Consider the following 25,108-nt stretch of genomic DNA (forward strand, 5'->3'; position numbering starts at 1 on the left):
GCATGTCCCCCCGTACCGCGAACACCGCTGTGTCCGTCCACCCCCTGCTCGCCGAGCGCTGGAGCCCGCGCTCCTTCGACGCCGCCCACACGGTCGGCGACGAGGACCTCGTCTCCCTGCTGGAGGCGGCCCGCTGGGCGCCCTCCGCGTACAACAGGCAGCCGTGGCGCTTCCTGGTCGGCCGCCGCGGGGACTCGACGTACCAGCGGATCCTCGACGCCCTCGGGAGCACCAACCGCTTCTGGGCGGGGAACAGTTCGCTGCTCGTCGCGGCGGTAGCGGCGGAGCGCCTCGACGACGGCAGCCCGCTGTACGGCGCCGCGTACGACACCGGGCTCGCGGTGGCCCAGCTGTCGGTGCAGGCACACGCGCTGGGGCTGCACACGCACCAGATGGGCGGCTTCGACCGGGACCGGCTGCGCGCCTCGCTGGGCGTCCCGGAGGGCTACCAGCCCCAGTCCGTCACCGCGATCGGCTCCCTGGCCCCGGCGGACCTCCTCCCGCCGGACCTGCGTGCCCGCGAGACCGCCGCCCGCGAACGGCGCCCCCTGACGGAGACGTTCTTCGCGGAGCAGTGGGGTACTCCCCTCCCCGTCGGGCAGGACGGCTGAGGGCACGGAACACACGCGGGGCCGTATCGGCGGACGCCACTCGGGTCCGAACCGCGACCCCTCCCGCCGGTCGCGCCGGTCGGTGGGTATCGTCCGCCCCGATGCCCCTGGTCCGCGGCCCGGCGGACGGCACGGAGGAGGAGCGCCATGACCGATCGCCGGCAGGAACCCGCGCCGCAGGAACGCCGGGCGGGCGCGCGCGACGCCGTGCGGCTCGCGGTGGTCGTCGGTGCGCTCGGTGTCGTCTTCGGCGACATCGGCACGAGCCCGATCTACACCCTCCAGACGGTGTTCAACCCCGACGACCCGCACCCCGTCCCGGTCACCACGGACAATGTGTACGGCGTGGTGTCGCTGGTGTTCTGGTCGGTGATGATCATCGTCACGGTGACCTACGTCCTGCTGGCGATGCGCGCCGACCACGACGGCGAGGGCGGCATCATGGCGCTGATCACCCTGCTGCGCCGGTGGAGCGCCAAACAGGGCGCGAAGGCCACCGCCGTCCTCGCGGCCCTCGGCATCTTCGGCGCGTCGCTGTTCTTCGGCGACAGCATGATCACCCCGGCGATCTCGGTGCTGTCGGCGGTGGAGGGCCTCAAGGTCGTCGAGCCGTCGCTGCACAGCGCGGTCGTACCGATCACCGCGGTGATCATCGTGGCGCTGTTCCTGGTGCAGCGCCGGGGAACAGCGGCGGTGGGGCGGGTGTTCGGGCCGGTCATGATCGCCTGGTTCCTGGCGATCGGGGCGTGCGGTGTCGTCGGTATCGCCGACCGTCCGGGCATCCTCCGGGCGCTGTCACCGACGTACGCGCTGGGCTTCCTGGTCGGCCACTGGGGTACGGCCTTCTTCGCCCTGGCGGCGATCGTCCTCGCGGTCACCGGCGCGGAGGCGCTCTACGCCGACATGGGGCACTTCGGTCGCCGGGCGATCACCCGGGGCTGGCTGCTGCTCGTGCTGCCCGCCTGCGTCCTGAGCTACCTGGGCCAGGGCGCGCTGATCCTGGACGACCCGGCCAACATCAGCAGCCCGTTCTTCCTGCTCGTGCCCGACTGGGCGCGCTGGCCGATGGTCCTGCTGGCGACGGCGGCGACCGTGATCGCCTCCCAGGCGGTGATCACCGGCGCGTACTCGGTCGCCTCCCAGGCGGCCCAGCTCGGCTATCTGCCGAGGCTGCGCATCGCGCACACGTCCGAGTCGACGATCGGGCAGATCTACGTCCCGTGGATCAACTGGCTCCTGATGTTCTCGGTGCTCACGCTGGTCTTCGCCTTCCGCAGTTCGGCGGCGCTGGCCTACGCGTTCGGCATGGCGGTCACCGGCACGATCACCATCACGACGCTGCTGTTCTTCTTCGTCGCCCGCGACAAGTGGGGTACGCCCCGCTGGCTGCTCGGGATCGGCGCGGGTCTGCTCCTCCTGGTGGACCTGCTGTTCGTGGCGGCCAACATGACGAAGCTGGTGCACGGCGCGTGGCTGCCGCTGCTGATCGGCCTGACCGCGTTCACCGTGATGACCACCTGGCAGCGTGGCCGCGCCCTCGTCACCGCCGAGCGCGCCCGCCAGGAGGGCCCGCTGCCCGAGTTCATCGACCGGCTCCGGACCGGCCAGGAGCCGACGCTGCGGGCCCCCGGCACGGCCGTCTTCCTCAACCGGGACAAGGAGACCGCGCCGCTGGCCATGCGGGCCAACGTCGAGCACAACCACGTCCGGCACGACCAGGTGGTCATCCTGTCCCTCACCACGGAGCCCGTCCCCCGCGTCCCGGCCGACCGCCGCCTCGTCGTGGACGACCTGGGCTACGCCGACGACGGCATCGTCCATGTCACCGCGAGGTTCGGCTACATGGAGACCCCGGACGTCCCCGGCACCCTGGCGCTGCTCGACCCGTCGCAGACGGAGGGCCCGCTCCAGCTCGACCGGGCGTCGTACTTCCTCTCGAAGATCGAACTCCGCCGGGGCAAGGCCCCGACGATGGCCCCGTGGCGCAAACGCCTGTTCATCGCCACGTCCTACATCACGGCAGACGCGGCGGAGTACTTCAGCCTGCCCCGCGACCGGACGGTGATCATGGGGTCGCACATCGAGGTGTAGGGCGACGCCCGCCGGGGTACGGCGGCCCGGGCAACGGCCGAGGGCCGCCCTCGGATCCCTCCGAAACCGGTCCTCGACGACGGCCTTGTCGTCCACCGCGCACCACAAGCGGCCGAATGCCGCCTTGTCCGCACCGTCCACGCTGGTCACTGTCGTTGGCACGACCCTCATGACGACCTGCCATGTTCGGAGAGCACGATGATGCGGGTGCACTTCACGTCGGGGGACATCGCGCGCCTGCGTGTCCTGGTCACCCCCGATCCTCTCTGGGAGATCGCCAACAGCTACCAGCTGCTCACCGGCAAGGATGACCCTCTGGTGTTCAGCCAGTGGCGCCGCCGGGTCCGGCCGCGCCTGGATCAGGCGGGCCGCGCCCTGCTCACCCAACTCCTGCCGCCGCGGGGCTACTCGGCGGACTTCCTCACGCCCGACTCGGGTGGATACACGGATCTGGAGAGCGCGGTCGACACCGTGCTCAGCACACCGCGGGTCGCTCTGCGGGACGATCTGGCCCGGCTCGCCGCCTCGCCCGCCCGCTCGCGGGCGTCGTCGACCGAGCTTCGGGCACTGGCGAGTGGGGAGTCCGAGGCGCTGCGCCGCCTGGGTGCCGCCCTGCACGGCTACTACGGGCGAGCGATGGAGGAGTTCTGGCCGCACATCCGTGCCCAGGTGAGCGCCGACTGCGCCTTGCGCGGACGGGTCGCCCTGGCAGGCGGTGCCGAGGGGCTGTTACGGAGTTTCGCGCCCGTCATGCGGTGGCGGGCACCCGTACTGGAGGTCGACTACCCGGTCCACCGCGAGCTGCGGCTCGACGGGCGGGGCCTGCTGCTGCAACCGTCGTTCTTCTGCTTCCGGAAGCCGGTCATGCTCGCCACGCCCTCGCGCGACCGAACTCCCGTTCTCGTCTACCCGATTCAGCACATCCTCGGCTGGGCCCAGAAGCCGCGTCCGGCGTCCGCCGCCGGTGGTCTGGGCGCGCTGATGGGTCACACCCGGGCCGCGATCCTGGAGGACCTGGCGACCGGCCGTACCACCGGTGAACTGGCCGAACGGCTGGGCATCTCCGGTTCCGCCGTCAGCCAGCACACCGCCGTTCTGCGCCGGGCCGGCCTGCTGCTGAGCGTGCGCCGCCGCAACTACGTCCTGCACACCACCACTCCTGCGGGTCTCGCCCTCCTCGACGGGACGTCACGCAGCCCGGCCCGCAGACGGCGGACCGATTCCGTTTAAGCCCTGGCTTCATTCTGTGGACCCATGCCGTGGGCTGCCCGCAATCTGGGACAGCGATCGGTCGGTCGGCAGAGCCTTCGAAGGGGCAGGCGTATGCGATACCAGGACCGCAGGCGGAAAAGGTCACGTGTGCGCGTGCTGGCAATTGTTCTGGCCGGCCTCTGGTGCTGCGGCTGTTCCGGAAACGGCACACCCGCTCCGACGGTTTCCGACCCGACGGTTTCCGATCCGGGCAGGAACGAGATTTCCGCCGCCGACCGAGAGAAACTGCACAATGCGGAGCAACTGCTGATACAGCGGTGCATGAAACGGTACGGATTCAAGACGTGGCCCACCTCCGCACGGAGTTCGCTTCCCGACCTGGTCGATTTCCCCTACGTCGTCACCGACGAGAAATGGGCGAGTCGTCACGGCTACGGAAGCGACATCCACGAGAGCATGTTTCGCCTGCGGCAGCAGGATCCCAATCAGATCTATTTCGCGAAACTGCCACCGGAGAAGCGTGCAGCCGCCCTGACCGCCCTCAACGGGGCGAAACCAGTGGGACTTGAGGCCCGGATGCCCACGGGCGGTGTACTGCGCCGCAGCGACCGAAGCTGTGTGTCGGAGGCGGAATCTATCCTCTACGGTGACCTTCGGACGTGGTACCGAGTCAACAAGGTCACCGAAAGCCTTTCCAGTCTCCGAATCGGCAACGTCCTCAAGGACGGACGTTTCAGGGAAGCCATCCGCCCCTGGGCGTCGTGCATGCGCGAGCACGGATATCCGTACTCCACACCCGAGAAGGCACGCAGCGCGGCCCTGCTCGGTGCCGACGAGCGGGGCGGCCGGGCGGAAGAAATACGGACCGCGATCGCCGAGGCGAGATGTGCGGCCGGAACCGGCTTGAGCGAGACCGTGCGCCGCCTGGACAGCGAACACAAAGCGGCGCTTGAGAAAGAGTATTCCTCGGAATTCGGAAAAAGGAACACCATGGAATCCGAGGCACTGTTCCGTGCCGCTGACATAACCGCCTGAGGTCAGCCGGAGAAAATCAGCCCATAACCATCATCAAGGAGAGCCATGAGAACACTACGGAGCACCCTGCTGGGCCTTGCGACGATCGGACTGGTGGTCGCCACAGCCCCCTTCAGCACGGCGGACGAACGCGCCCCCGGTGCGGCGGACTCCGTGCGAACGGCGTCCATCGGATCCACGTCGGAGGCGGCGGCGCCGAGGCCGTCGACACAGCGAGGTGCCGCGGCCGACGGCAGGGTCTACGTGTACGAGCACCTCAACTTCACCGGTACCTGGTGCGGCATGGGCGGCAACGAGCGCGACTACCGGAGCATCAGCAACTGTCCCAACATGGACAACCTCACCACGTCCGTCTGGAACAACGGATACGTGGCCGTGTTCGACGACGTCCGTCTGCACCGGGACTACGCGTACAGCGGCCCCAACATGTGTATCGGTCTCGGCGACAGCTGGGGCAACCTCGACCTCGGCTGGGAAGTGTTCAACAACGGCGAGCACGCGAACGACAAGATCAGCTCGCACATCTGGGCCAACAGCTGCCCGTAGCGGCCGACGCCGGTCTCCGGCCGAACTCCGGCCGGTCCCCAACTGGTCCCCGAAAACAATCAAGGGGCGGTTTCGGATTCCTCCGAAACCGCCCCTTGATCTACGACTCGTTCGAGTCGGGACGACAGGATTTGAACCTGCGACCCCTTGACCCCCAGTCAAGTGCGCTACCAAGCTGCGCCACGTCCCGATGCGTTCACCCGCGGTTGCCCCGTGTGATCACGCGAGCAGAACTTTACCCCACGTCAGGGGCTGCCCCGAAGGCGGTGGGATCCGCGCGACAATCGACGCATGGGCAGAGCGGCGGAGGATCGGGCAACGGTCGGCGGGCGGGATCGGGACGGCGAGGGGCGGGCGCGCAACGCCCGGCCCCGGGACGGGCTCGGGCGCCCGCTGCCGTACGGCGAGCCCGGGGTCGAGCGGCAACCCGAAGGCGTCGTACGCCGGCCCGGGGAGACCGTCGCCGAGGCCCAGGCGCTGCTGGACGCCGGGAAACCGTTCCACGCGCACGAGGTCTTCGAGGACGCCTGGAAGTCGGGGCGGACGGCGGACCGCGGGCTGTGGCGGGGGCTCGCACAGCTGTCCGTGGGCCTCACGCACGCCGCGCGCGGGAACCTCACCGGCGGTGTACGACTGCTGCGGCGCGGGGCCGACGCCGTCGAGGAGTGGGCCGCCGGGGACGTACCGACGCGGCCGTACGGGATGGATCTCGCCGGGGTCGTCTCCTGGGCGCGGGAGCTGGCGGCGGCGGTGGAGCGGGAGGGCGAGGCCATCGACGCCGCTGCTCGGGCGCCTCGGCTGACGAGCCCTCCGGACGGCGGCTGACCGGGGGCGATGGCCGCGTTGTCAGTGGGGTGGGGCAGACTCGGGGGCGTGCGGAAGATTCATGTCATCGGTATCGGCTCGGGCGACCCCGAGCAGCTCACCCTGCAAGCGGTCAGGGCGCTGCGGAGCACCGACGTGTTCTTCGTCCTGGACAAGGGCGAGACCAAGTCCGACCTGGTGCGGTTGCGCCGGGACATACTCGACGCCCATGTGCCGGAGGGGACGTACCGCCTGGTCGAGGCGCGCGACCCGGACCGGGACCGGACGGCCGGGGGCGCCGCGTACGCCCCCGCGGTCGAGGACTGGCGCAGCGCGCGGGCCGAGATCTACGAGCGGCTGATCGCCGGGGAACTCGGCGCGGACGAGAGCGGCGCCTTCCTGGTGTGGGGCGACCCCGCGTTGTACGACAGCACGCTGGGCATCCTGGAGGAGATCCTCGACCGGGGCGCGGTGGAGTTCACGTACGACGTGGTGCCCGGCATCAGCAGTGTCTCCGCGCTGCTCGCCCGTCACCGCACGCCGATCAACCGGGTCGCGCGTCCCGTCCAGATCACCACCGGGCGGCGGCTGGCCGAGGGATTCCCGGCCGGTGTCGACGACGTGGTGGTGATGCTCGACGCGCAGCAGACCTTCCGGGAGTACGCCGACGAGGACATCGACATCTACTGGGGCGCCTATGTGGGCACCCCGGACGAGATCCTGGTCTCCGGGCCGATCGCCGAGGCCGCGCCCCGGATCGAGCGGCTGCGCGCGGAGGCCCGGGAGCGCAAGGGCTGGATCATGGACACGTATCTGCTGCGGCGGAACCCCGGGAGACACCGGCCCCGGGAGGGCCGTCCGGAGCAGCCGTAGGGGTCCCACACGACCGGCCCACCACCCCTTGCACGGGTGTACCGCCGGTGTGATCGTGACCTCGTGACAGTCGCCGAGGACACCGCGCCCCCCGCCGCCGCACAGCCGCCCGTGCTGGACTCCCGTCGCCGGAACGTCATCTTCGTCACGATCATGCTCGGCATGCTGCTCGCGGCCCTGGACCAGACGATCGTCGGCACGGCCCTGCCGACGATCGTGTCGGACCTCGGCGGTGCCGAGCACATGTCGTGGGTGGTGACGTCGTATCTGCTGGCGGAGACCGTCGCGACGGTCCTGGTCGGCAAGTTCGGCGACCTGTTCGGCCGCAAGGTGGTCTTCCAGGTCTCGGCGATCGTCTTCATCACCGGTTCGTTCCTGTGCGGGCTGTCGACGAACATGACGCTGCTGATCACCTGGCGGGCCATGCAGGGCATCGGCGCGGGCGGGCTGATGGTCACGGCGATGGCCCTGATCGCGGACGTGATCCCACTGCGGGAGCGCGGCAAGTACCAGGGCGCGATCGGGGCCGTGTTCGGGGTCGCGACGGTCATCGGCCCGCTGCTCGGCGGCCTGTTCACGGACCATCTGACCTGGCGCTGGGCGTTCTACGTCAACGTCCCGATCGCGATCGTCGTGGTGATCGCGGCGGCCCGCACCATCCCGGTGGTGAAGTCGGCGGTACGGCCGGTCATCGACTACATGGGCATCGCGTTCGTCGCGATCGGGGCCAGCGCGCTGATCCTGGCGACGAGTTGGGGCGGCACCGAGTACGCGTGGGGTTCGGGCGTCATCATCGCGCTGTTCGTCGGCGGCGCCGTCTCGCTCGGCCTGTTCTGCTGGGCCGAGTCCCGCGCGGCCGAACCGACACTGCCGATGCGGCTGTTCGCCAACCCCGTCTTCACGGTCTGCTCGATCCTCAGCTTCATCGTCGGCTTCGCGATGCTCGGCGCGATGACGTACCTGCCGACCTTCCTCCAGTACGTGGACGGCGACTCGGCGACGATCTCCGGCGTACGCACCCTGCCGATGGTGATCGGCCTGCTCATCGCGTCCGTCTTCAGCGGCAACGTGGTCAGCAAGACCGGCCAGTACCGCTACTTCCCGGTCGTCGGCTCGGCGGTGATGGGCCTCGGCCTGTATCTGCTCTCCCTGATGGACGCGTCGACGAACACCTGGCTGGCCTCGCTGTACATGTTCGTCCTGGGCACCGGGATCGGCCTGGGGATGCAGGTGCTGACGATCGCCGTGCAGAACACCGTCGAGTACGCCGACCTCGGCACCGCGACCTCCGGCGTCACCTTCTTCCGTACGCTGGGCAGTTCCTTCGGCACCGCCGTCTTCGGCACGCTGTACACCAACTCGCTGACCCCGAACCTCTCCGAGGGCATCGCGGAGGCCGCGCGTACGGGGGCGGCGGACGCGGCCACCATCACCAAGGCGGCGACCAGCCCGGACGGTCTGCACGAACTGCCCTCCGAGGCGGCCGAGCCGATCATCCACGCGTACGCGGACACCATCCAGACCGTCTTCCTGTGGACCGTGCCGGTGGCGCTGGTCGGCTTCGTCGTCGCGCTGTTCCTCAAGCAGGTCCAGCTGCGCGACAGCGCCCGGATGGCGTCGACGGACATGGGCGACGGCTTCGCGAAGCCGTCCACGGCGGACTCGCGGCGCCTGCTGGAGGCCTCCGTCGGAAAGATCATCGGCCGTACGGACCTGGACACCGCGCGCCGGATCGTCAGCGACTCCGACACCCGGCTCGACACCGCGGGCGCGTGGGCCGTGATGCAGGTCGAGCTGTTCACGCGCCTGGTCGGGCACGCCGGACTGGGCCTGATCGCGGCCCGCCGTCACATGCCGCCCGAGGTGCTCCTGCCGGTCTTCGACCGCATGGTCGAGGAGGGCTATCTGACCCGCACGGGCTCCTTCTTCTCGCACACGGCGGCGGGCACCCGGGAGGCGCAGGTGATCGGCAACGCCTGGTCCACCTGGCTGACCGCGCAGGTGGAGAAGGACCTGGGCCGGCCGTCGGGCGAGGAACTGCGCGGCGCGGTGGACGCGATCGCCAAGCGGCTCCTGGTGGAGGACCTCAGCAGCAGCCTGCCGCGCAGGCCCGCGGCGCTGGCGGGGTCGGGGGCGGGGTCGTCCGGGGGCACGTCCGGGTCTTAGAAGTCGGGCGTCAGCGCAGCAGCAGTTGCGCCCCGCCCACGATCGTCGCCGCGATCACGAGTTGCTCGAACAATCGCTGGTTGATTCGGTTCACAGCCCATTTGCCGATCAACGCCCCGGGCACCACGAACACCACGAGCGCGGCGTCAAGGAGCAGGGAGTGGCCGTCGATCAGGCCGAGTCCCGCGCTGAAGGGCACCTTCGAGACGTTGACGATCAGAAAGAAGAAGGCCGACGTGCCCAGGAAGCCGAGCTTCCGGAAGCCGGCCGACAGGAGATACATCGACATGACCGGGCCGCCCGCGTTGGCGACCATGGTCGTGAAGCCGCCGAGGACGCCGTAGGAGCGGGCCTTGAGCCGCCCGGCCGGGGTGCTCACCTCATCCGGCTCGGACTCCGCGGACTCCGACGCCGACGCCCCTCCCGGTTCCGATCCCGCCTCCACTCCTCCCTCGGCGTCCGCCCTCGCGTCCGCCCTCGCCTCGGCATCCGCCCGCCGTCGGCGCCACACCGTCACCCCGGCCATGAACAGCAGGATCGCCCCGATCGAGGTCCGTACGACCTCGTCGTCCGCCCACACCAGGAACACCGTGCCGACGACCACGCCCACCGCGACCGCCGGGAACAGCCGCCACAGCGTCGGCCAGTGGGCGTGTCTGCGGTAGGTGAGGACGGCGAGGACGTCGCCCGCGATCAGGATCGGCAGCAGTACGCCGGTCGACTCACGGGCGGGCAGGACGGCCGCGAAGATCGCCAGGCTGACCGTGTTGGCCCCGCTGACGGCGGTCTTGGAGAAGCCGACGAGCAGCGCCGCGGCGGCCAGTGCGGCGAACTCCCAGTGCGTTATGTGCCAGAGCGTCATCGTGTTCATGCGGAGACCGATGCTATGCCCACCCAACCCGCCTCGTAAGGAGCGTCTCGCCAGGTGACCCCTGCCCCATCAGGCACCTGGCCCACCCGGCTCCTGTCCGAGCAGCCCCCATGTCCGGCTGTCCGAGTCCCACCGCCGCAGTGGCCGACGCGTCACCGTGGACCGGCCGCCCCGCCCCTGGGAAGATCCACCCACACCCGTCGCGCACGTCCTCCACACCCGCATTCCACGCCCGCCGTTCCCGCCCCAGCCGGAGGAGCCATGGCCGAGTTCCGCGAGTACGCCCTGACCGGCACCAGAGGCAAGATCGCCGTCCGCGAATGGTCCCGGCACACCACCGGGAGCGATTCCGAACGCCCGCTCGAACCGCCCCGCTTCCTCGCCCTCCTCTCCCACGGGTACGCCGAGCACACGGGCCGTTACGCGGAACTCGCCGGCGTCCTGGTGGCCCACGGCGCGACCGTCCTCGGCCCCGATCACCAGGGACACGGCGGCTCGGCGGGCGAACGGGCCGTGATCGAGGATTTCGAGGACGTCGTCACCGATCTGCACACCGTCGTCGACCACGCCCGGGCCGCCCACCCGGACGTACCGGTCGTCCTGATCGGCCACTCCACCGGCGGTCTGATCGCGGCCCGCTTCGCCCAGCGGTACGGCGACGAACTCGCCGCCCTCGTGCTCTCGGCGCCCGTGCTCGGCAGCTGGGACTTCCCGGGGCGGCTGCTCGCCCTCGACGAGATCCCCGACCGGCCGATCAACCCGGCCGCGCTCTCCCGCGACCCCGCGGTCCAGACGGCGTACGCGGCGGACCCGCTGGTCTGGCACGGTCCGATGCGGCGGCCGACGCTGGAGGCGTTCGTACGGACCCTGGAGACCGTGGCGAAGAGCGGTGACATCGGCGCGCTGCCGCTGCTGTGGCTGCACGGCGACGACGACCGGCTGGTCCCGCTCGCCGGGAGCCGCGTCGGCGTGGAGGAGCTGCGGGGCACCGACTGGACCGAGCGGATCCTTCCGGGCGCCCGGCACGATGTCTTCCTGGAGACGGACCGGGCGGCGGCCTTCGCCGAACTCACCGCCTTCGTGGACCGGGTCCTCGCGCCCCGGACCGACTGACCAGGCTCCCCCGCCGGGCCCGTGCGCCCCTCCCGCACCTCGTGCGCCTCGGACAGTCGTTTGCCTCACGTTTCCGCCCATCCGTCCTGGGAACCCGCGTCCTCACGGGGGTCCGGCGCCGGAAAGCCGGGCCGCCGCATCACGAGCGAGGAATCACGAGCGAGGAGGAGAACCCCATGACTGTGGTGAAGAGCAGCCTGCCCGAGGCGGAGCGCCGGGTGACCGGTGACGCCCTGCAGGGGACGCTGGTGGATCTGCTGGCGCTGTCGCTGATCGGGAAGCAGGCCCACTGGAACATCGTGGGGCCGCGGTTCCGTTCGATCCATCTGCAGCTCGACGAGGTGGTGACGGCCGCGCGCGGCTTCTCCGACACGGTCGCGGAGCGCGCGGCGGCACTCGGTGTGCCGCCCGACGGCCGCCCCGACACCATCGCCTCGTCCCTCCCCTTCCAGGACCCGAAGGAGGGCTGGCTGCAGGACACGGAGGTCGTACAACTCCTTGTCGACGCCCTGGGGACGGCGATCGGCCGGCTGCGCGAGCGCATCGGGGCGACCGAGAAGGCCGACCCGGTGACCCAGGATCTGCTGATCGGCATCACGGCCGAACTGGAGAAGCAGCGGTGGATGTTCGAGGCGGAGAACGCCCAGCGCACCAACTGACCGCACTCCACCAGGACTTGCTCTTGCGCACCGAGGATCTGCCCTTGCCCACCCAGGACTTGGGCTGCCAACACCTGGGCTCGGGTCCTTCTCACCCCAGCAGCCAGCCCCCGTCCACACTGAGGTCGACCGCGTTGACGGACCGGTTGCGCAGCAGGAAGTCCACGGCGTCCACCACGTCGGCCATCGTGGTGAGTTGGCCCGCGGGAGTGCGGGCGCGCAGCCCCTCCAGCACCTCGGCCGGCTTGTCCCGCCAGTACGGGCTGTCGCCGACCACGCCCGGGTGTACGGCGTTGACCCGGACCGGCGCGAGTTCGACCGCGAGGGTGCGGACGAGGCCGGTCACCCCGGCGTTGACGGTCGCCACGGTCGTCGCCCCCGGGTAGGGCCGTTCCTTGGCCTGGCCGCCGAACAGCACGATGGCGCTGGCGTCGTGGAGCCGGGGGCGCAGGGTGTGCACGACCTCGGTGTAGCCGACGAGTTTGAGGGTGACGAGATGGAGGGCCGCGTCGATGTCGTAGGCGGTGACCCGGTTCTCGTCGCGCGAGACGCCCGCGAGGACGAGATGGTCGACCTGTCCGACGTCGGCGAGGGCGTCGGCGATGTCCCGGGGCCGTGCGAGGTCGAGCGCGAGACCCCGGGCGCCGATCTCCTTGGCCACCGTGTCGGCACGCCGGGCGTCCCGGCCGGTGAGGACGACCTCGTCGCCGAGTTCGACGCGGGTGCGGGCGAACTCCCGGCCGATTCCGGACGTACCGCCGATCACGACCACACTGCTCATGCCCGTCCCTCCCCATCACCCAAGTCGCCCGAATTGCCCAAGTCCCCCAGCACGCCCCGCAGATGGTCCCAGTCTCGGGTGAACCGGTAGGAGTGGCGCGGCGGTGGCTGCGGGGCCTGGGTCTCCAGCCAACGGACCGGCCCGTCACCGGCGTTGGTGAAGCCGTGCACACAACCGGCGCCCGCCCAGGCGGCGTCGCCGGGGCCGAGGCGGTGGCGCTCGCCGTCGAAGGTGGCGTCGACCACCCCTTGGAGGATCAGGTAGGTCTCCTCGAAGGGGTGGTCGTGCGTCCCGGCGACGCCGTCGGGCGCGTACTGCACCATGAACATCGTCGAGGCGACGGCGCCCAGGTCGCTGTCGACCATCATCTTCACGGTGATCCCGCTGTAGACGAGCAGCGCCGTGCGCATGCTGGCCGACACGGCCAGGAGATCCTGGGACTGCTTGCCGGGGTCCATCTGGGCGGGCTCGAAGTGCCCGAACGACCGGGTGCGCGGATCGCGTACGTCGATCCGGACGGGCTCGCGCTCGGGCAGCGCGGGCACGGCCCAGGTGTCGTACCCGTAGCGGGCGCGCGGCACGGGCGCGAGCATGTCGGCCCAACGCCCGCCCGCACCAACGGAGTTGCCCCCGCGCCAGGCATGCGGCACACCGGTCGGGAGGAGGCCGTAGTCGCCCTCCTCCAGCAGATACGAGCCCTCGGGCACATCGAGGACCACACTCCCGTCGAGCACGTGGAAGCTCTCTTCGTACGAGTGCACATGGGCGCCCACCGCTCCGTCCGGTCGGAGTTCGCACAGCCCGAAGCCGGTGTGGACGCTCCCGTCCGCCTCGCCGATGACCGCACGGCGCCGGAACCCGCCGCTGTCGTACGGGAGTTGCGGCGCGTCCGCCGCGTACCGCACCGCGAAGTCCGTCATGCCTGGTTGCCCGCCTCCTTCGCCGCCTTCGCCGCGTGTTCGGCCTTCGCCGCCAGCAGCCGGTCGCGGGACTCCTCGACGAGCCGCCGGGCCCGTGCGGTGTCGGCGAGCAGCTTTCCGTCGCGCTTGCGGACGACGCCGTCGACGATCACCGTCTCGACGTTGGAGACGTCCGCCGAGAGGGTGACCGCGGCGGTGGCGTCGTGCACGGGCGCCATGTTGAGGGCGGTGGCGTCGAGTGCGACGACGTCGGCGCGTTTGCCGGGGGTGAGGGAGCCGGTGCGGTCTTCGAGGCCCGCGACATGGGCGCCGTTGAGCGTGGCCAGCTCCAGCATCTGACGTGCCGTCAGCATCGTTGCGGGGACGGGGACATCGGCCTCCCAGGAGGCGGCGTTCACGCGGGCGCGTTCGGCGCCGAAGGCCGCGCGGATCTGGGTGAACATGTCGCCGGGCACGGTGGTGACGACGTCGATGCTGAGCGAGGGCCGCAGTCCGTGCTCGATCGCCTTCATCACGGGCGGCCAGCCGTGCCCCATCTGCGTCTCGACCTGTGGCGCGATCGACACCGTACCGCCGCTGTCGGCGACCATCCGCCACTCCTCCTCGCTGAGGTAACAGCAGTGGATGTAGGTGGTGTCGGCGCCCAGCAGGCCCAGTTCGTGGAGCTGTTTCACCATGCCGAAGCGGCCCGCGAGCCGGCCCATGGCGACGTGCACGGTGATCGGGATGTCGAGTTCGCGGGCGAGGGCCCATTCGGCGGTGACGACGTCGTTGATGCAGAAGCCGGGGCCCCGGGTGGCCAGCGCCATCGTCAACAGGCCGCTGTCGGAGGCGAAATGGGCCGAGCGGATACGGCGTACGTCGTCGCCCGGTATCGCGATCTTGCTCTCGAACCAGTAGTCGGAGAGGGAGGTGTTGGCGCTGCCGTAGGCGTACTGGGCGCGGATTCCCGTCTCCGCGAGGGCCTTCACGGCGGCGTCCGGGTGCTCGGGGGTGTTGTTGATGTGGGACCAGTCGACGAGGGTGGTGATGCCCGCGTTGAGGCACTCCAGGGCGCCCGCGAGGTTTCCCGCGTACACGTCGTCGGGGGTGTAGAGGGGGGCGAAGGTGTCGAGGACGTCCACGAAGTAGTCGTCGAGGGTGGCGTCGGGGGCGCAGCCGCGGATCGGCGCCTCCCAGGTGTGGCGGTGGGTGTCGACGAAGCCGGGGATCACGATGCGGCCCGTCATGTCGAGCACCTCGGCGTCGGCGCCGATCTCGCGCTGGACGGCGACGATCTTCCCGTCCTCGATCAGGACGTCGCCCTGGGGCAGTTCGCCGATGTCGGGGTCCATGGAGATCACATGGCCGGAGCGCAGAAGCAGACGATCGGTCATCGCCCTTCCTCCCATGGAGAGTTGGTACGGATCTCGGCAGGTGTTCGGTAGGCGGGCCTCAGCGGGCGGGCGCCGGCGGGCAGGTGTCGGTAGGCGGGTGCTAGTAGGCGGTGAGGGTGCGGACAGCCGTCATGACCTTGTCCACCGTGGGGATGACCCGCTCCTCCAGCGCGTCGGCGAACGGCAGCGGGACGCACTCCCCCGCGACCCGCCGAACCGGCGCGTCGAGCAGTCCGAACCCCTCGTCGGCGACGACGGACACGAGGGTCGCGCCCCATCCGCCCTGGTAGGGGTTCTCCTCCACGATCGTAAGCCGCGAGGTCTTCGCCAGCGAGGCGAGCACGGTGGAGACGTCCAGCGGTATCAGGCAGCGCAGGTCGACGACCTCCGCGTCGATGCCCTCCGCGGCCAGCCGTTCGGCGGCGGCGAGCGCGACCGGGACCATCGAGGCGAGGGCCACGAGCGTGATGTCGGCGCCCTCGCGGACGACGGCCGCCTTCCCCAGCTCCACCACATGGTCCGGCGGCGCGGGCGGGCCCTTGCTCGCGAAGAGCCCCTTGTGCTCGAAGAAGACCACGGGGTCGTCGCTGCGGATGGCGGACGCCATCATGCCGACGACGTCTGCGGGGGTCGACGGCGCCGCGATCTTCAGCCCCGGCACGGTGAACGCCCAGTTCTCGGTGGCCTGCGAGTGCTGCGCCCCGAAGCCGAGCCCACCGCCGTTCGCGGTGCGCACGACGAGCGGCACGGTCACCTGACCACCCGTCATATACCGTACCTTCGGTATCTCGTTGGCGAGGTAGTCCCAGCAACAGGCCAGGAAGTCCGAGAACATGATCTCGGCGACGGGCCGCATCCCGGTCATGGCGGCGCCCATCGCGGCGCCCACGATGGCCTGTTCGGAGATGGGCGTGTCCCACACCCGCCCCGGCCCGAACTCCTCGAACAGCCCGGCGGTCGTCTTGAACACCCCACCGGCCGCCCCGATGTCCTCCCCCAGGCACACCACGGCCGGATCACGCCTCATCTCCCGCGCGATGCCCTCGGCGACGGCCTCGCGATACGTGATCTGCCGCTGCCCGAAGGCTTCCTGAGTGGCCGTCAGTTCCGCCATGCCGCACCTCCGTCCGCCCATACGTCGGTCAGCGCCTCGGCCGGATCGGGCGCGGGCGCCGCCTTCGCGGCCTCGACAGCCTTCTGCACGACGGCGGTTGCCCGTTCGTCGGCCGCGCCGATCGCCTCTGCCGAGACACCGAGCCCGTCGAGCCGGCCGCGTGCGAGGTCCAACGGGTCGTGCTTGAGCCAGCGTTCGACCTCCTCGGCGGGCCGGTAGGCGGCCGGGTCGGCGCGGCTGTGCCCGTAGTGCCGGTAGGTCGACGCCTCCAGAAGGGCGGGCCCGTCTCCCGCCCGGGCCCGCCGGGCGAGCCGGTCCACCGCCTCCTGGACGAGCACCACGTCGTTGCCGTCGACGACCTCGCCAGGAATGCCGTACGCCGGGGCCCGGTCGGCGGCCGGCCGGGCCACCGCGGTGACGTCGGCGATCGCCGTGTACTCCATGTAGAGGTTGTTCTCGCAGACGAACAGCACGGGCAGTTTCCATACGGCGGCCAGGTTGAGCGCCTCGTGGAAGGCGCCGATGTTGGTCGCGCCGTCCCCGAAGAAGGCGACCGCCACCTGGCCGGTGCCCCGCAGCCGGGCCGACCAGGCGGCGCCGACGGCCATGGGGAGATGGGCGCCGACGATGGCGTACGAACCGAGCATCCCGGCGGACGCCTTGGTGAGGTGCATGGAGCCGCCCTTGGCGCCGCAGAGCCCGGTGGCCCGGCTCATCAGCTCGGCGAGGCACTCCTCGGGGGTGGCGCCGCGCGCGAGGGCATGGTGGTGGCCCCGGTAGGTGGCGAAGACGTAGTCGTCGGCGCGCAGGGCGGCGCTCGCACCGACGGCGATCGCCTCGTGCCCGGCGGCGAGATGGGTGGTGCCCTTGACCAGCCCGGACAGGAAGAGGTCGTGGGCCGCCTTCTCCGTACGGCGGATGACGGCCATCTGCTCGTAGAGGAGAAGGAGTTCGTCACCGGTGACCATCAACCGCTCCCGTTCTTCCGGGTGTTGAGGTGGGACTGGGATTCGCGGCGGGTGTTCAGTTCGCCGCCGACCGTCCAGTACTTGCGGCCCGCCACCAGGAGTTCCTCGGCCGGGAACTTGGTGATGACCTCGCAGCCGTCGGCGGTGACGACGATCTCCTCCTCGATGCGGGCCGCCGTCCAGCCGTCGGCGGCCGGCCAGTAGGTCTCCAGGGCGAACACCATGCCCTCTTCGAGGACTTCGGGATGGTCGAGGGAGACGAGGCGGCTGAAGATGGGCTTCTCCCAGATGGACAGGCCGACCCCGTGGCCGTACTGGAGCGCGAAGGCGGCCGTCTCGTCCGGGAAGCCGAACTCCTCGGCGCGCGGCCACACCTGGACGATGTCGGCGGTGGTCGCGCCCGGCCTGACCAGGGAAATGGCCTCGTCCATGTACTCCCGGCAGCGGACATACGCGTCGCGCTGGGCGCCGGAGGCGCTACCGACGGCGAACGTGCGGTAGTAGCAGGTGCGGTAGCCGAGGTGGCTGTGCAGGATGTCGAAGAAGGCGGGGTCGCCGGGGCGGATCAGGCGGTCGCTGTAGACGTGCGGGTGGGGCGAACAGCGTTCCCCGGAGATGGCGTTGACGCCCTCGACGTACTCGCTGCCGAGGTCGTACAGGACCTTGCTGACGAGTCCGACGCACTCGTTCTCGCGGACGCCGGGCCGGAGATACCCGTACAGCTCCTCATAGGCCGCGTCGACCATCGAGCAGGCCTGGGTGAGCAGGGAGATCTCGTCCGGGGTCTTGGTACGGCGGGCCTGGAGGAAGACCTGCTGGCCGTCGACGACGTCGATGCCCTCGGCGCGCAGGGCCATCAGGATCGGCATCTCGGCGAGGTCGACGCCGAGGGGTTCGTCCGCCAGGCCGTGGGCGCGCAGTTCGGTGGCGATCTTGCGGGCCACGTCCTCGGCGATGCCCGCGTCCGGGTGGAAGGCGCCACGGAGCGTGGAGATCCCGGCGCGGGCGCCGGTGGGCGGGCCGTCCTTGCCGTCGCTGTAGTCGAGCCACGGGTTGTAGAGCTGGTGATGGCGGGCGGCGGAGCCGAAGTCCCAGAGGATCGGTTCGCCGCCGCGCACCAGCAGCGCGAAGCGGATCAGCTTGTCCATGGCCCAGGTGCCGATGTGGGTGGACGTCATGTAGCGGATGTTGGCGAAGTCGAAACTGAGGACCGCGCCCAGCTCGGATCGGTTCAGGGCCTGGTTGAGCCTGGTCAGCCGCTCCCTGCGCAGCCTGTCCAGGTCGACGCGCTGTTCCCAGTCGACGGCATTGGGTCCGAAAGTGCGGATCGCCATGGCGACCACCCCCACTTTGGAGTGAACGACTCCACAGCCCGACTGTCAACCTCTACTGAACACTCTCGCTGTGGACGAACCACACCCCGACGGCCGGCTCGGCGCTGTCGTTGCGGTAGCGGTGCGGGGTCGTCGACTCGAAGCACACGGCGTCGCCGGGACGCAGGGTGTGCTCGTCGAAACCGAGGGTGAGGACCAGCTCGCCCGAGGTCAGATAGCCGTACTCGGTCCCCGCGTGCCGCATCAGCCCGTCGCTGCTCGACGACGAGCCACCGGGCCGGTAGGTCACCAGCAGGAAGTCGACATCCGTACCCGGGACATGCCCGAGCCGCTCCCACACCACTCCCGAGTCCAGCTCGATCTTCTCCCGCCCACCCGCTCCCACCAGCGGACCGATACGTCGGCCCGGGTCGGCGGCGAAGGCGGCGAGGGCGTGCACGACCGTGGCTCCGGCGACCAGCGGGGACTCCCGCACGGTGTCCGCCGACGCGTCGAAGAGGGACTCGACGGAGATGCCGAGGGCGGTGGTGATCGCGTACAGCGTGCTGACGGACGGCTGGCTCTTGCCGGTCTCGATCTGGGAGACGAGACTGGCGGAGACCCCGACCTCACGCGCGAGCCCACGCAGACTCACCCCCCGTTCGAGGCGTGCCTGCCGGATCCGCGCCCCTACGGGCGGCACGGCGGCGGGTGACACGGGCGGCTCCTCTCGGGATGGGACTGTGCAGCTCCATTGAACAGCTGGGCCGCCCTTGGACGCCAGAGTGGCCGAGTCGTAGCGGATCGTCTGCGGCCGTTGCGTGTGCCTTCCATTGAGGGCGCCCGGACTTGCCGGTGGAGACGGACGCACGTGGTGCTGCCGTGGCGCAGCTTCCCGCCGGGGCCGGAATCCACGCCCTGGGCGCCGACGACTTGCCGGCTTCGCGCGGGGCGGCGCGGGCTTCGGCCCGGCGGTTCCTGGAACTGTCGGCACGCGGTCCGGACCTCGCCCCGTGACGGCCACGGCGGTTCAACGGTGTGCCCGCCTACTGGCGCCGTATCCGCCGATCCGCCGCAACCGGCCGGGCGGTCGTGCGCGACGCACTCGACCGGGACATCGCCGCCCTGCTCACGCCGGTCCGTGACGCCGACCTGCTGCGCATCGCTCCCCACGGCCCACTGCACCTTTCTGCACCTCCTGCCGCTGCATGCACTGCCCGACGCGACCGACGCACTTCCTCGCCACCAATCCCCGCACCGGCACCGGTCGGTCATATCGCCCGACCGTCAGCACCGTCTGCCGGAAACACCGCCCGCACCTCCCACCCCACCTCGCCCCTCGGCCCCGCCCACAGCTCGCCGCCCAGTGCGGTCACCCGCTCCTTCAGGCCGACCAGGCCGAAGCCGCCGCCGTGTGCTGCGGCCGGGAGCTGGGTGCCGCCCCGGCCGTCGTCGGTCACGCCGACCTCCAGTCGGTGGCCGTCGTGGCGGAGCCGGACGGTGACCTCGGTGGCGTCGGCCGCGTGCCGTCGTACGTTCGTCAGCGCCTCCTGCACCACCCGGAACGCGGCGGCCTGCACCTCGTGCGGAAGATCGGCCGGTACGGCGGGGTCACGGTCCAGGGTGACGTGCTGGGCCGGGCTCGCGAAGCCGTCCGCCAGCTCCGCGATGCCGACCAGGTCGCCGACGGGTCTGCGGTCGACCGCCTCGGGACCGGTGTCACGCAGCACGCCGACCGTACGGCGCATCGAGGCCAGGGCCTCCGTGGCCGAGCGTTCTATACCCGCCAGGACGGTGTCGAGGTTCTCCGGCTGGGTGGTCGCCATCATGCGGGCCATCTGGGTCTGGACGAGGATGCCGGTGACGTGGTGGGCGACGAAGTCGTGCAGATCGGCGGCGATCGCCACCCGTTCCGACCGCCGGGTCTCGCTGACCGCCACGGCCCGCCGGTAGTCCTGCGAGCGCAGGAACGCGGCCATGCCGCCGACGAAGCCGGTCAGGATGAGCGCCAGCAGCATGAAGCCCATGAGGCTGGACATGTCGTGCTGATAGAAGCGGGCGGGCGAGACCAGCACCGCGGTGCCGTTCAGCAGCCCGCAGACGACGGCCCACGGCTGGGGACAGTGCCGTACCGCGACGAACAGCAGGCACAGCAGGATCGCCGTCTCGCCGAAGCCGAACGGGGCCTCCTGGCCCAGCAGCACCGAACCCGCGGTGAACAGCAGCGAGGCGACGGCAGGTGCGCCCGTGCGCAGCTGTGGGGTCAGCCAGTCGGGGCGGCGCGGGACCGGCCACAGCAGGGCGGCGTACCCCAGTCCGAGGACGACCAGGTGCGGCCAGACCGCATAACCGCCCTCGTCCGCGTTGAGGACGTCGAGCAACCCGGCCAGGACCAGGAGCGTGACGACGAAACCCCGGGTGCAGCCGCGGGGCGATTCCGATTTCATGCGATTCACGGTATGCGCCGACGGCGACGACCGGATCGGCCGAATGGTCGAGGAGCGGTCCGTGAAGCATGGCCGGACGGCCGAGGCGCGGGCCCCTGCCCGCCGGACAGAGTGGAGCCAGAACCCGACCGGCACCACTTCAGGAGTACGAGATGCAACGCAAGGCCCTCATCAGCGTGATCGGCGGTGCGACCGCCGCTGTCGCCCTCGCAGGCGTCGGAACCTATCTGCTCGCCGGCACCGAGTCGACGACCTCGCTGGACAAGTTCACGACGGTGCAGGTGGACGGTCACCCGGCCCTGTCCGGAGAGATCGTCGCGGGCCGCGCCCAGAGCAAGTTCCACCCGCTCCCCTGGGTGGGCACGAAGGTGTCCGGCGTCTCCTGCCCGACCGGCCTCAAGGCGGTGGCCGGCGCACGCATCACGTGCACGGGACACAGCGGCAAGGGCAAGGACATCGAGATACCCGTGACGGTGGTCAAGGCGACGGCCACCTCGGTGACCTGGAAGTTCGAGCGCTGAGCGACGGCGAGAAGACGCAGGCGAAGGAGTAGGGGAAAAGAACATGAGTACGGTCCTGGCCGGTCGCGGCCTCACCAAGAAGTACGGCTCCACCACCGCGCTGCACGGCGTCGACGTGGCGGTCGGCGTCCGGGAGTCGCTGGCGATCATGGGTCCCTCGGGGTCCGGGAAGTCGACCCTCCTGCACACCCTGGCCGGAGTCGTCCGCCCGGACGGCGGTGAGGTACTGCTGCAGGGCGAGCGCATCGACAGTCTGGGCGAGAACCGGCTGAGCGAACTGCGCCGCAAGCGGTTCGGATTCGTCTTCCAGTTCGGCCAGTTGCTGCCCGAACTGCCCGCCGAGGAGAACATCGCCCTGCCGCTGATGCTGGACGGCATGCCCCGCGCCCGGTCCGTCTCCCTGGCCCGCCGCTGGTTCGCCCCGCTCGGCCTCGACGGTCTGGAGAAGCGCCGCCCCGGTCAGCTGTCCGGCGGCCAGGCCCAGCGTGTCGCGATAGCCCGTGCCCTGGTCGTCCAGCCGGACGTGGTCTTCGCCGACGAACCGACCGGCGCGCTGGACCAGGTCACCAGCGAGGAGGTCATCCGGCTGCTGACCTCGGTCACCCGCGAGCAGGGCGCCTCCCTGGTGATGGTCACACACGACCCGGACGTCGCCGCCCACTGCGACCGCGTCCTCCAGGTCCGCGACGGCCGCATCTCGGGCCACCAGCAGTACACCGTCACACCCTGAACCCGGGGCGCGCCTCGCCGACGCCCTGGCCCCGGAGCCCACCTCAGCGACGCCCTGAGCCCGCAGCCCACCTCCGCGCGCCCGCCATCCCGCCTGCGTCCAGAACCCCTCCCGATCCCGGAGCCCACATGTCCTCGCCAGTCCCCCAGTTGACGTGGTTCCTCGCGCGCCGTTCCGGTCGTCGGGGACTGCACAGCCAGTTGCTCGCGGCCGGTGCCGCGGCCGTCGGCGCGTTGATCCTGCTCGTGCTGACGGCGGCCTACTTCGGCAGCGACGCCCGCTCCCAGGCCACGGCCTGGCGCACCCCGGCCCCCGACCGGCACGGCACCGCCGTACAGACCCTCGGCACGACCTACCTCGGCGACCGGCCCATCACCGTCGTGTCGCTGGCCCAGTTGCCCGGCCGCGCGGCGACTCCGGCGCCCCCGGGACTGAAGAAGTTCCCGGAACCGGGGCAGGTGTACGTCTCGCCCGCCCTCGCCGACCTGCTGCACAGCACCCCGGCGAAGCAACTCGCGGACCGCTTCCCGAAGGTCGCCTCGTACGGCACCATCGGCGCCGCCGGGCTGGCGGCGCCCCAGGAGCTGGTGGCCGTCGTCGGGCGGGCGGCGTCCGACCCCGCGGTCTCCGCCGCGGCCGAACCGCTCGGCATGTTCGGCCAGTTCGGCGGGCAGACCGCACGCGCGGTGGTGTCCGGCTTCGACGGCACCGAGGTCAGCGTGTTCACCTCGTCCGACAAGCCCGCCGTGTCGATCGGGGTGGCGATCGTCGCCGTCCCCGTGATCGTGCTGGCGGCTGCGGCGGGACGGCTCGGCGCGGCCCGGCGTGAACAGCGGCTCGCGGCGCTGCGGCTGGCCGGGGCGACCCCGCGCCAGATCCTCGCGATGACCGGCCTGGAGTCGGCGGCCGTCGGCGCGGCCGGAGCCGTCACCGGCGCGCTGGCCTACGTCCTGCTGCTGCCCGCGCTCGCGGAGATCCCGTTCGGCATCGGCACCTGGTACACGGGCCAGTTGTGGGTGGGGCTGCCCTGGCTGCTGGGGATCGTGGCGTTCGTGGCCGGACTCATCGCGGTGAGCGCCATGCTGACGCTGCGCCAGGTGGCGACCTCTCCGCTGGGTGTGGCCCAGCAGGCGGACCCGCGCCGCACCAACCTGATCCGGCTGGTCCTCTTCGTGGCGGTCGTGCTCTACATCTACCTGTCGGCCTCGTCGGGCGGCAGCAGCTCCCGTCAGCAACTGGCGATGCTGCTCATGTTCTACGGCACCTTCTGGCTGCTCGGCCCCTGGGTGGTGGACCGGCTCGGCCGGATCACGGCCCGCTTCGCCCGCCGTCCGGCGACCCTGCTGGCGGCACGCCGGCTCAGCGACGACCCGCGCGGCTCCTGGCGCACCGTCAGCGGCCTGGTCCTCGCCGGGTTCGTGGCCGGGTTCTTCACGGTGGGCAATGTCGGCATCGACGACTACCGCTTCCCTGACCAGGTCGCCGTCGCCACCACGAGCACCGCCACGGCCCGTACCGCCGCCACCGAGGCCCGCACGCTCCTCCGGGCGGCCGGGGTGCGGGCGACCGTCACCGCGAGCGACGGCGCCGACGAGATACTCGGCAGCACGACCGGCGTCGTCGTCCACGTCTCCGGCGGTGCGGGGCAACTCGACACCGCGGCCACCACCCTGTCGAACCTGGTTCCGGGTCAGCTCCCGTACACCCAGGAGTACGTCAACGCGGAGAACCAGGCATTCACCGGCCGGCTGGGCGAACTGGGCACCGCCGCCCTCGCGGTCAGCTTCCTCGTCGCCACGGCCTCCGCCGGACTGACCGCCGCTGCGAACGTCCTCGACCGGCGCCGTGTCTACGCCCTGCTGCGGCTGGCCGGCACCCCGCTGAAGCTCCTGGACCGGGCGAGGTTCCGCGAGACGGTCCTCCCGCTGGTCGTCCTCGCGGGCGGCACCACGACGGCCGGTGTGTACGCCGCCTTCCAGGTCAACAAGCTGTTCGGCAGCACGATAAGCACCTCCGGCGCGGTGACCCTGGCGGTGTGCGTGAGCCTGGGCGCGCTGGCCATGTTCGCGGCGATCGGAGCGAGCAGGCCGCTGCTGCGGGCGGTCACGCAGGACCCGGCCCAGACGGCGGACTGAACCGGCGAGGGACCGCGCCCTCCGCCTCCCCCGCGCACACCGTCCCTGTCCCCTCTCACCCCTGAGGCATGATCGAGCCATGACCCCCGCGCCGCCCAGTCCCCCGATCCGTGTCCTGATCGCCGACGACCAGGAGATGGTCCGTACGGGCTTCCGTTTCTTCCTGGACGCCCAGCCCGACATCACCGTGGTCGCCGAGGCCGCCGACGGCGAGGAGGCCGTGGCGCTGGCCCGCCGTGAGCGTCCGGACGTGTGCCTGCTGGACATCCGGATGCCCCGGCTCGACGGCCTGGAGGCGACCCGGCTGCTGGCCGGTCCCGGGGTCGCCGACCCCCTGCGGGTCGTCGTGGTCACCACCTTCGACCTCGACGAATATGTGTACGGAGCACTGCGCGGCGGCGCCTGCGGATTCCTGCTCAAGGACTCGGGGCCCGTCCTGCTCGCGGAGGCGGTCCGGGCCGCCGCGGCCGGTGAGTCCCTGGTGTCGCCGCCGGTCACCGTCCGGCTCCTTGAGCACATCACCGCCGGGCTGGCCGCCGGTCGCCGTCCGGCGGCGCCACTGCCCCCGATCTCCACCGCGAAGCTCACGGAACCGCTCACCGACCGGGAACTCGACGTGGTCGGGCGGGTCGCCGTCGGCCGCACCAACGCCGAGATCGCCGCCGAGTTGCACGTCTCCCTCTCCACGGTCAAGACGCACCTGTCGAGCGTGCAGCAGAAGCTGGCCGCCCGGAACCGGGTGGAGATCGCGGCCTGGGCCTGGCAGTACGGGCACGTGGGCCCGAGGGAGTGAGGAGGGGGCCCGGGCCCGGGCGGAGCCCG

24 protein-coding genes and 1 tRNA gene are annotated in these 25,108 nt (G+C 71.0%); 15 read left to right on the forward strand and 10 right to left on the reverse strand.

What is annotated here, in order from left to right; genetic code table 11:
* The first annotated feature begins 2 nt into the window (after positions 1 to 2).
* The 5 genes from CW359_RS11915 to CW359_RS11935 all read left to right on the forward strand — a co-directional run bounded on the left by CW359_RS11915 (position 3) and on the right by CW359_RS11935 (position 5,495).
* On the forward strand, positions 3 to 611 hold the full coding sequence (locus CW359_RS11915; protein WP_105969834.1) for a nitroreductase family protein: 609 nt from the start codon (positions 3 to 5) through the stop codon (positions 609 to 611).
* Positions 612 to 758: 147 nt separating this feature from the next.
* Complete coding sequence (locus CW359_RS11920; RefSeq protein ID WP_105969835.1) at positions 759 to 2,702, forward strand: potassium transporter Kup; 1,944 nt, start codon at positions 759 to 761, stop codon at positions 2,700 to 2,702.
* Between the two features lie 201 nt (positions 2,703 to 2,903).
* Positions 2,904 to 3,932, forward strand: coding sequence for an ArsR/SmtB family transcription factor (locus tag CW359_RS11925; RefSeq protein WP_332874971.1), 1,029 nt, complete (start codon positions 2,904 to 2,906; stop codon positions 3,930 to 3,932).
* A 93-nt stretch (positions 3,933 to 4,025) separates the two neighbouring features.
* Positions 4,026 to 4,949: a hypothetical protein gene (locus CW359_RS11930; protein WP_157968524.1), complete on the forward strand. Its 924-nt coding sequence runs from the start codon at positions 4,026 to 4,028 to the stop codon at positions 4,947 to 4,949.
* 45 nt (positions 4,950 to 4,994) lie between these two features.
* A complete protein-coding gene (locus tag CW359_RS11935) occupies positions 4,995 to 5,495 on the forward strand; it encodes a hypothetical protein (RefSeq protein ID WP_105969838.1) in 501 nt (166 codons plus the stop codon).
* 116 nt (positions 5,496 to 5,611) lie between these two features.
* Here CW359_RS11935 and CW359_RS11940 read toward each other — a convergent pair.
* Positions 5,612 to 5,685 (reverse strand) — tRNA-Pro (locus CW359_RS11940).
* A 101-nt stretch (positions 5,686 to 5,786) separates the two neighbouring features.
* Here CW359_RS11940 and CW359_RS11945 point away from each other — a divergent pair.
* The 3 genes from CW359_RS11945 (at position 5,787) to CW359_RS11955 (ending at position 9,338) form a co-directional block, all read left to right on the forward strand.
* Positions 5,787 to 6,320 carry a DUF309 domain-containing protein gene (locus CW359_RS11945; RefSeq protein ID WP_105969839.1) on the forward strand — a complete coding sequence of 178 codons (534 nt, stop codon included), beginning with the start codon at positions 5,787 to 5,789 and terminating at the stop codon, positions 6,318 to 6,320.
* Between the two features lie 48 nt (positions 6,321 to 6,368).
* A complete protein-coding gene (gene cobF / locus CW359_RS11950) occupies positions 6,369 to 7,172 on the forward strand; it encodes a precorrin-6A synthase (deacetylating) (protein ID WP_232838356.1) in 804 nt (267 codons plus the stop codon).
* Between the two features lie 63 nt (positions 7,173 to 7,235).
* Positions 7,236 to 9,338, forward strand: coding sequence for an MDR family MFS transporter (locus CW359_RS11955; RefSeq protein ID WP_198655186.1), 2,103 nt, complete (start codon positions 7,236 to 7,238; stop codon positions 9,336 to 9,338).
* 10 nt (positions 9,339 to 9,348) lie between these two features.
* Here CW359_RS11955 and CW359_RS11960 read toward each other — a convergent pair whose 3' ends face one another.
* Positions 9,349 to 10,209 carry a sulfite exporter TauE/SafE family protein gene (locus CW359_RS11960; RefSeq protein ID WP_105969842.1) on the reverse strand — a complete coding sequence of 287 codons (861 nt, stop codon included), beginning with the start codon at positions 10,207 to 10,209 and terminating at the stop codon, positions 9,349 to 9,351.
* A 261-nt stretch (positions 10,210 to 10,470) separates the two neighbouring features.
* Here CW359_RS11960 and CW359_RS11965 point away from each other — a divergent pair, with 261 nt between their 5' ends.
* Together CW359_RS11965 and CW359_RS11970 are read left to right on the forward strand one after the other, a co-directional pair.
* Positions 10,471 to 11,322, forward strand: coding sequence for an alpha/beta hydrolase (locus CW359_RS11965; RefSeq protein WP_105969843.1), 852 nt, complete (start codon positions 10,471 to 10,473; stop codon positions 11,320 to 11,322).
* 176 nt (positions 11,323 to 11,498) lie between these two features.
* The gene (locus tag CW359_RS11970; protein ID WP_105969844.1) at positions 11,499 to 11,981 is read left to right on the forward strand and encodes a Dps family protein; all 483 of its coding nucleotides are present in this window, start codon (positions 11,499 to 11,501) and stop codon (positions 11,979 to 11,981) included.
* A gap of 91 nt (positions 11,982 to 12,072) precedes the next feature.
* Here the strand turns inward: CW359_RS11970 and CW359_RS11975 are convergent, their stop codons facing one another.
* The 7 genes from CW359_RS11975 to CW359_RS12005 form a co-directional block, all read right to left on the reverse strand.
* Positions 12,073 to 12,762, reverse strand: coding sequence for an SDR family NAD(P)-dependent oxidoreductase (locus tag CW359_RS11975; RefSeq protein WP_105969845.1), 690 nt, complete (start codon positions 12,760 to 12,762; stop codon positions 12,073 to 12,075).
* Complete coding sequence (locus CW359_RS11980; protein ID WP_105969846.1) at positions 12,759 to 13,682, reverse strand: cupin domain-containing protein; 924 nt, start codon at positions 13,680 to 13,682, stop codon at positions 12,759 to 12,761. Before CW359_RS11980 ends, CW359_RS11975 begins: the two co-directional genes overlap by 4 nt.
* A complete protein-coding gene (locus CW359_RS11985; RefSeq protein ID WP_105969847.1) occupies positions 13,679 to 15,058 on the reverse strand; it encodes an amidohydrolase family protein in 1,380 nt (459 codons plus the stop codon). Before CW359_RS11985 ends, CW359_RS11980 begins: the two co-directional genes overlap by 4 nt.
* Before the next feature lie 100 nt (positions 15,059 to 15,158).
* Entirely contained in the window at positions 15,159 to 16,172 is a 1,014-nt protein-coding gene (locus tag CW359_RS11990) for an alpha-ketoacid dehydrogenase subunit beta (protein ID WP_105969848.1), read from the reverse strand.
* Positions 16,160 to 17,140 carry a thiamine pyrophosphate-dependent dehydrogenase E1 component subunit alpha gene (locus CW359_RS11995; RefSeq protein WP_105969849.1) on the reverse strand — a complete coding sequence of 327 codons (981 nt, stop codon included), beginning with the start codon at positions 17,138 to 17,140 and terminating at the stop codon, positions 16,160 to 16,162. The genes CW359_RS11990 and CW359_RS11995 overlap by 13 nt, the downstream gene beginning before the upstream one ends.
* Positions 17,140 to 18,474: a M24 family metallopeptidase gene (locus CW359_RS12000; RefSeq protein ID WP_105969938.1), complete on the reverse strand. Its 1,335-nt coding sequence runs from the start codon at positions 18,472 to 18,474 to the stop codon at positions 17,140 to 17,142. Before CW359_RS12000 ends, CW359_RS11995 begins: the two co-directional genes overlap by 1 nt.
* Before the next feature lie 52 nt (positions 18,475 to 18,526).
* A complete protein-coding gene (locus CW359_RS12005) occupies positions 18,527 to 19,171 on the reverse strand; it encodes a helix-turn-helix domain-containing protein (protein ID WP_105969850.1) in 645 nt (214 codons plus the stop codon).
* Between the two features lie 164 nt (positions 19,172 to 19,335).
* On the opposite strand from CW359_RS12005, the gene CW359_RS47080 reads away from it, so the two are divergent.
* On the forward strand, positions 19,336 to 19,470 hold the full coding sequence (locus tag CW359_RS47080) for a hypothetical protein (RefSeq protein WP_269805586.1): 135 nt from the start codon (positions 19,336 to 19,338) through the stop codon (positions 19,468 to 19,470).
* A 254-nt stretch (positions 19,471 to 19,724) separates the two neighbouring features.
* Here CW359_RS47080 and CW359_RS12010 read toward each other — a convergent pair whose 3' ends face one another.
* Entirely contained in the window at positions 19,725 to 20,900 is a 1,176-nt protein-coding gene (locus CW359_RS12010) for a sensor histidine kinase (protein ID WP_105969851.1), read from the reverse strand.
* A gap of 152 nt (positions 20,901 to 21,052) precedes the next feature.
* On the opposite strand from CW359_RS12010, the gene CW359_RS12015 reads away from it, so the two are divergent.
* From CW359_RS12015 to CW359_RS12030, 4 genes are all read left to right on the forward strand, one after another.
* Positions 21,053 to 21,421 carry a DUF4333 domain-containing protein gene (locus CW359_RS12015; RefSeq protein ID WP_105969852.1) on the forward strand — a complete coding sequence of 123 codons (369 nt, stop codon included), beginning with the start codon at positions 21,053 to 21,055 and terminating at the stop codon, positions 21,419 to 21,421.
* A 43-nt stretch (positions 21,422 to 21,464) separates the two neighbouring features.
* Positions 21,465 to 22,151 carry an ABC transporter ATP-binding protein gene (locus CW359_RS12020; RefSeq protein WP_105969853.1) on the forward strand — a complete coding sequence of 229 codons (687 nt, stop codon included), beginning with the start codon at positions 21,465 to 21,467 and terminating at the stop codon, positions 22,149 to 22,151.
* 128 nt (positions 22,152 to 22,279) lie between these two features.
* Positions 22,280 to 24,286: an FtsX-like permease family protein gene (locus CW359_RS12025; RefSeq protein WP_105969854.1), complete on the forward strand. Its 2,007-nt coding sequence runs from the start codon at positions 22,280 to 22,282 to the stop codon at positions 24,284 to 24,286.
* A 79-nt stretch (positions 24,287 to 24,365) separates the two neighbouring features.
* Positions 24,366 to 25,079 carry a response regulator gene (locus tag CW359_RS12030; protein ID WP_105969855.1) on the forward strand — a complete coding sequence of 238 codons (714 nt, stop codon included), beginning with the start codon at positions 24,366 to 24,368 and terminating at the stop codon, positions 25,077 to 25,079.
* Positions 25,080 to 25,108: the final 29 nt, after the last annotated feature.

It is taken from the genome of Streptomyces geranii, assembly GCF_002954775.1.
GTDB classification, from domain to species: domain Bacteria; phylum Actinomycetota; class Actinomycetes; order Streptomycetales; family Streptomycetaceae; genus Streptomyces; species Streptomyces geranii.

Excerpts from the sequence above, each read along its gene's own strand:
- CW359_RS12010 (WP_105969851.1), bottom strand. The coding sequence starts at position 20,900 with ATGAAATCGGAATCGCCCCGCGGCTGCACCCGGGGTTTCGTCGTCACG.
- CW359_RS11985 (WP_105969847.1), bottom strand. The coding sequence starts at position 15,058 with ATGACCGATCGTCTGCTTCTGCGCTCCGGCCATGTGATCTCCATGGAC.
- CW359_RS11970 (WP_105969844.1), top strand. The coding sequence starts at position 11,499 with ATGACTGTGGTGAAGAGCAGCCTGCCCGAGGCGGAGCGCCGGGTGACC.
- CW359_RS12015 (WP_105969852.1), top strand. The coding sequence starts at position 21,053 with ATGCAACGCAAGGCCCTCATCAGCGTGATCGGCGGTGCGACCGCCGCT.
- CW359_RS11980 (WP_105969846.1), bottom strand. The coding sequence starts at position 13,682 with ATGACGGACTTCGCGGTGCGGTACGCGGCGGACGCGCCGCAACTCCCG.
- CW359_RS12020 (WP_105969853.1), top strand. The coding sequence starts at position 21,465 with ATGAGTACGGTCCTGGCCGGTCGCGGCCTCACCAAGAAGTACGGCTCC.
- CW359_RS11920 (WP_105969835.1), top strand. The coding sequence starts at position 759 with ATGACCGATCGCCGGCAGGAACCCGCGCCGCAGGAACGCCGGGCGGGC.
- CW359_RS11915 (WP_105969834.1), top strand. The coding sequence starts at position 3 with ATGTCCCCCCGTACCGCGAACACCGCTGTGTCCGTCCACCCCCTGCTC.
- CW359_RS11995 (WP_105969849.1), bottom strand. The coding sequence starts at position 17,140 with ATGGTCACCGGTGACGAACTCCTTCTCCTCTACGAGCAGATGGCCGTC.
- CW359_RS11930 (WP_157968524.1), top strand. The coding sequence starts at position 4,026 with ATGCGATACCAGGACCGCAGGCGGAAAAGGTCACGTGTGCGCGTGCTG.
- CW359_RS11935 (WP_105969838.1), top strand. The coding sequence starts at position 4,995 with ATGAGAACACTACGGAGCACCCTGCTGGGCCTTGCGACGATCGGACTG.
- CW359_RS11945 (WP_105969839.1), top strand. The coding sequence starts at position 5,787 with ATGGGCAGAGCGGCGGAGGATCGGGCAACGGTCGGCGGGCGGGATCGG.
- CW359_RS11990 (WP_105969848.1), bottom strand. The coding sequence starts at position 16,172 with ATGGCGGAACTGACGGCCACTCAGGAAGCCTTCGGGCAGCGGCAGATC.
- CW359_RS11960 (WP_105969842.1), bottom strand. The coding sequence starts at position 10,209 with ATGAACACGATGACGCTCTGGCACATAACGCACTGGGAGTTCGCCGCA.
- CW359_RS12025 (WP_105969854.1), top strand. The coding sequence starts at position 22,280 with ATGTCCTCGCCAGTCCCCCAGTTGACGTGGTTCCTCGCGCGCCGTTCC.
- CW359_RS11975 (WP_105969845.1), bottom strand. The coding sequence starts at position 12,762 with ATGAGCAGTGTGGTCGTGATCGGCGGTACGTCCGGAATCGGCCGGGAG.
- CW359_RS11925 (WP_332874971.1), top strand. The coding sequence starts at position 2,904 with ATGCGGGTGCACTTCACGTCGGGGGACATCGCGCGCCTGCGTGTCCTG.
- CW359_RS12030 (WP_105969855.1), top strand. The coding sequence starts at position 24,366 with ATGACCCCCGCGCCGCCCAGTCCCCCGATCCGTGTCCTGATCGCCGAC.
- CW359_RS11965 (WP_105969843.1), top strand. The coding sequence starts at position 10,471 with ATGGCCGAGTTCCGCGAGTACGCCCTGACCGGCACCAGAGGCAAGATC.
- CW359_RS12000 (WP_105969938.1), bottom strand. The coding sequence starts at position 18,474 with ATGGCGATCCGCACTTTCGGACCCAATGCCGTCGACTGGGAACAGCGC.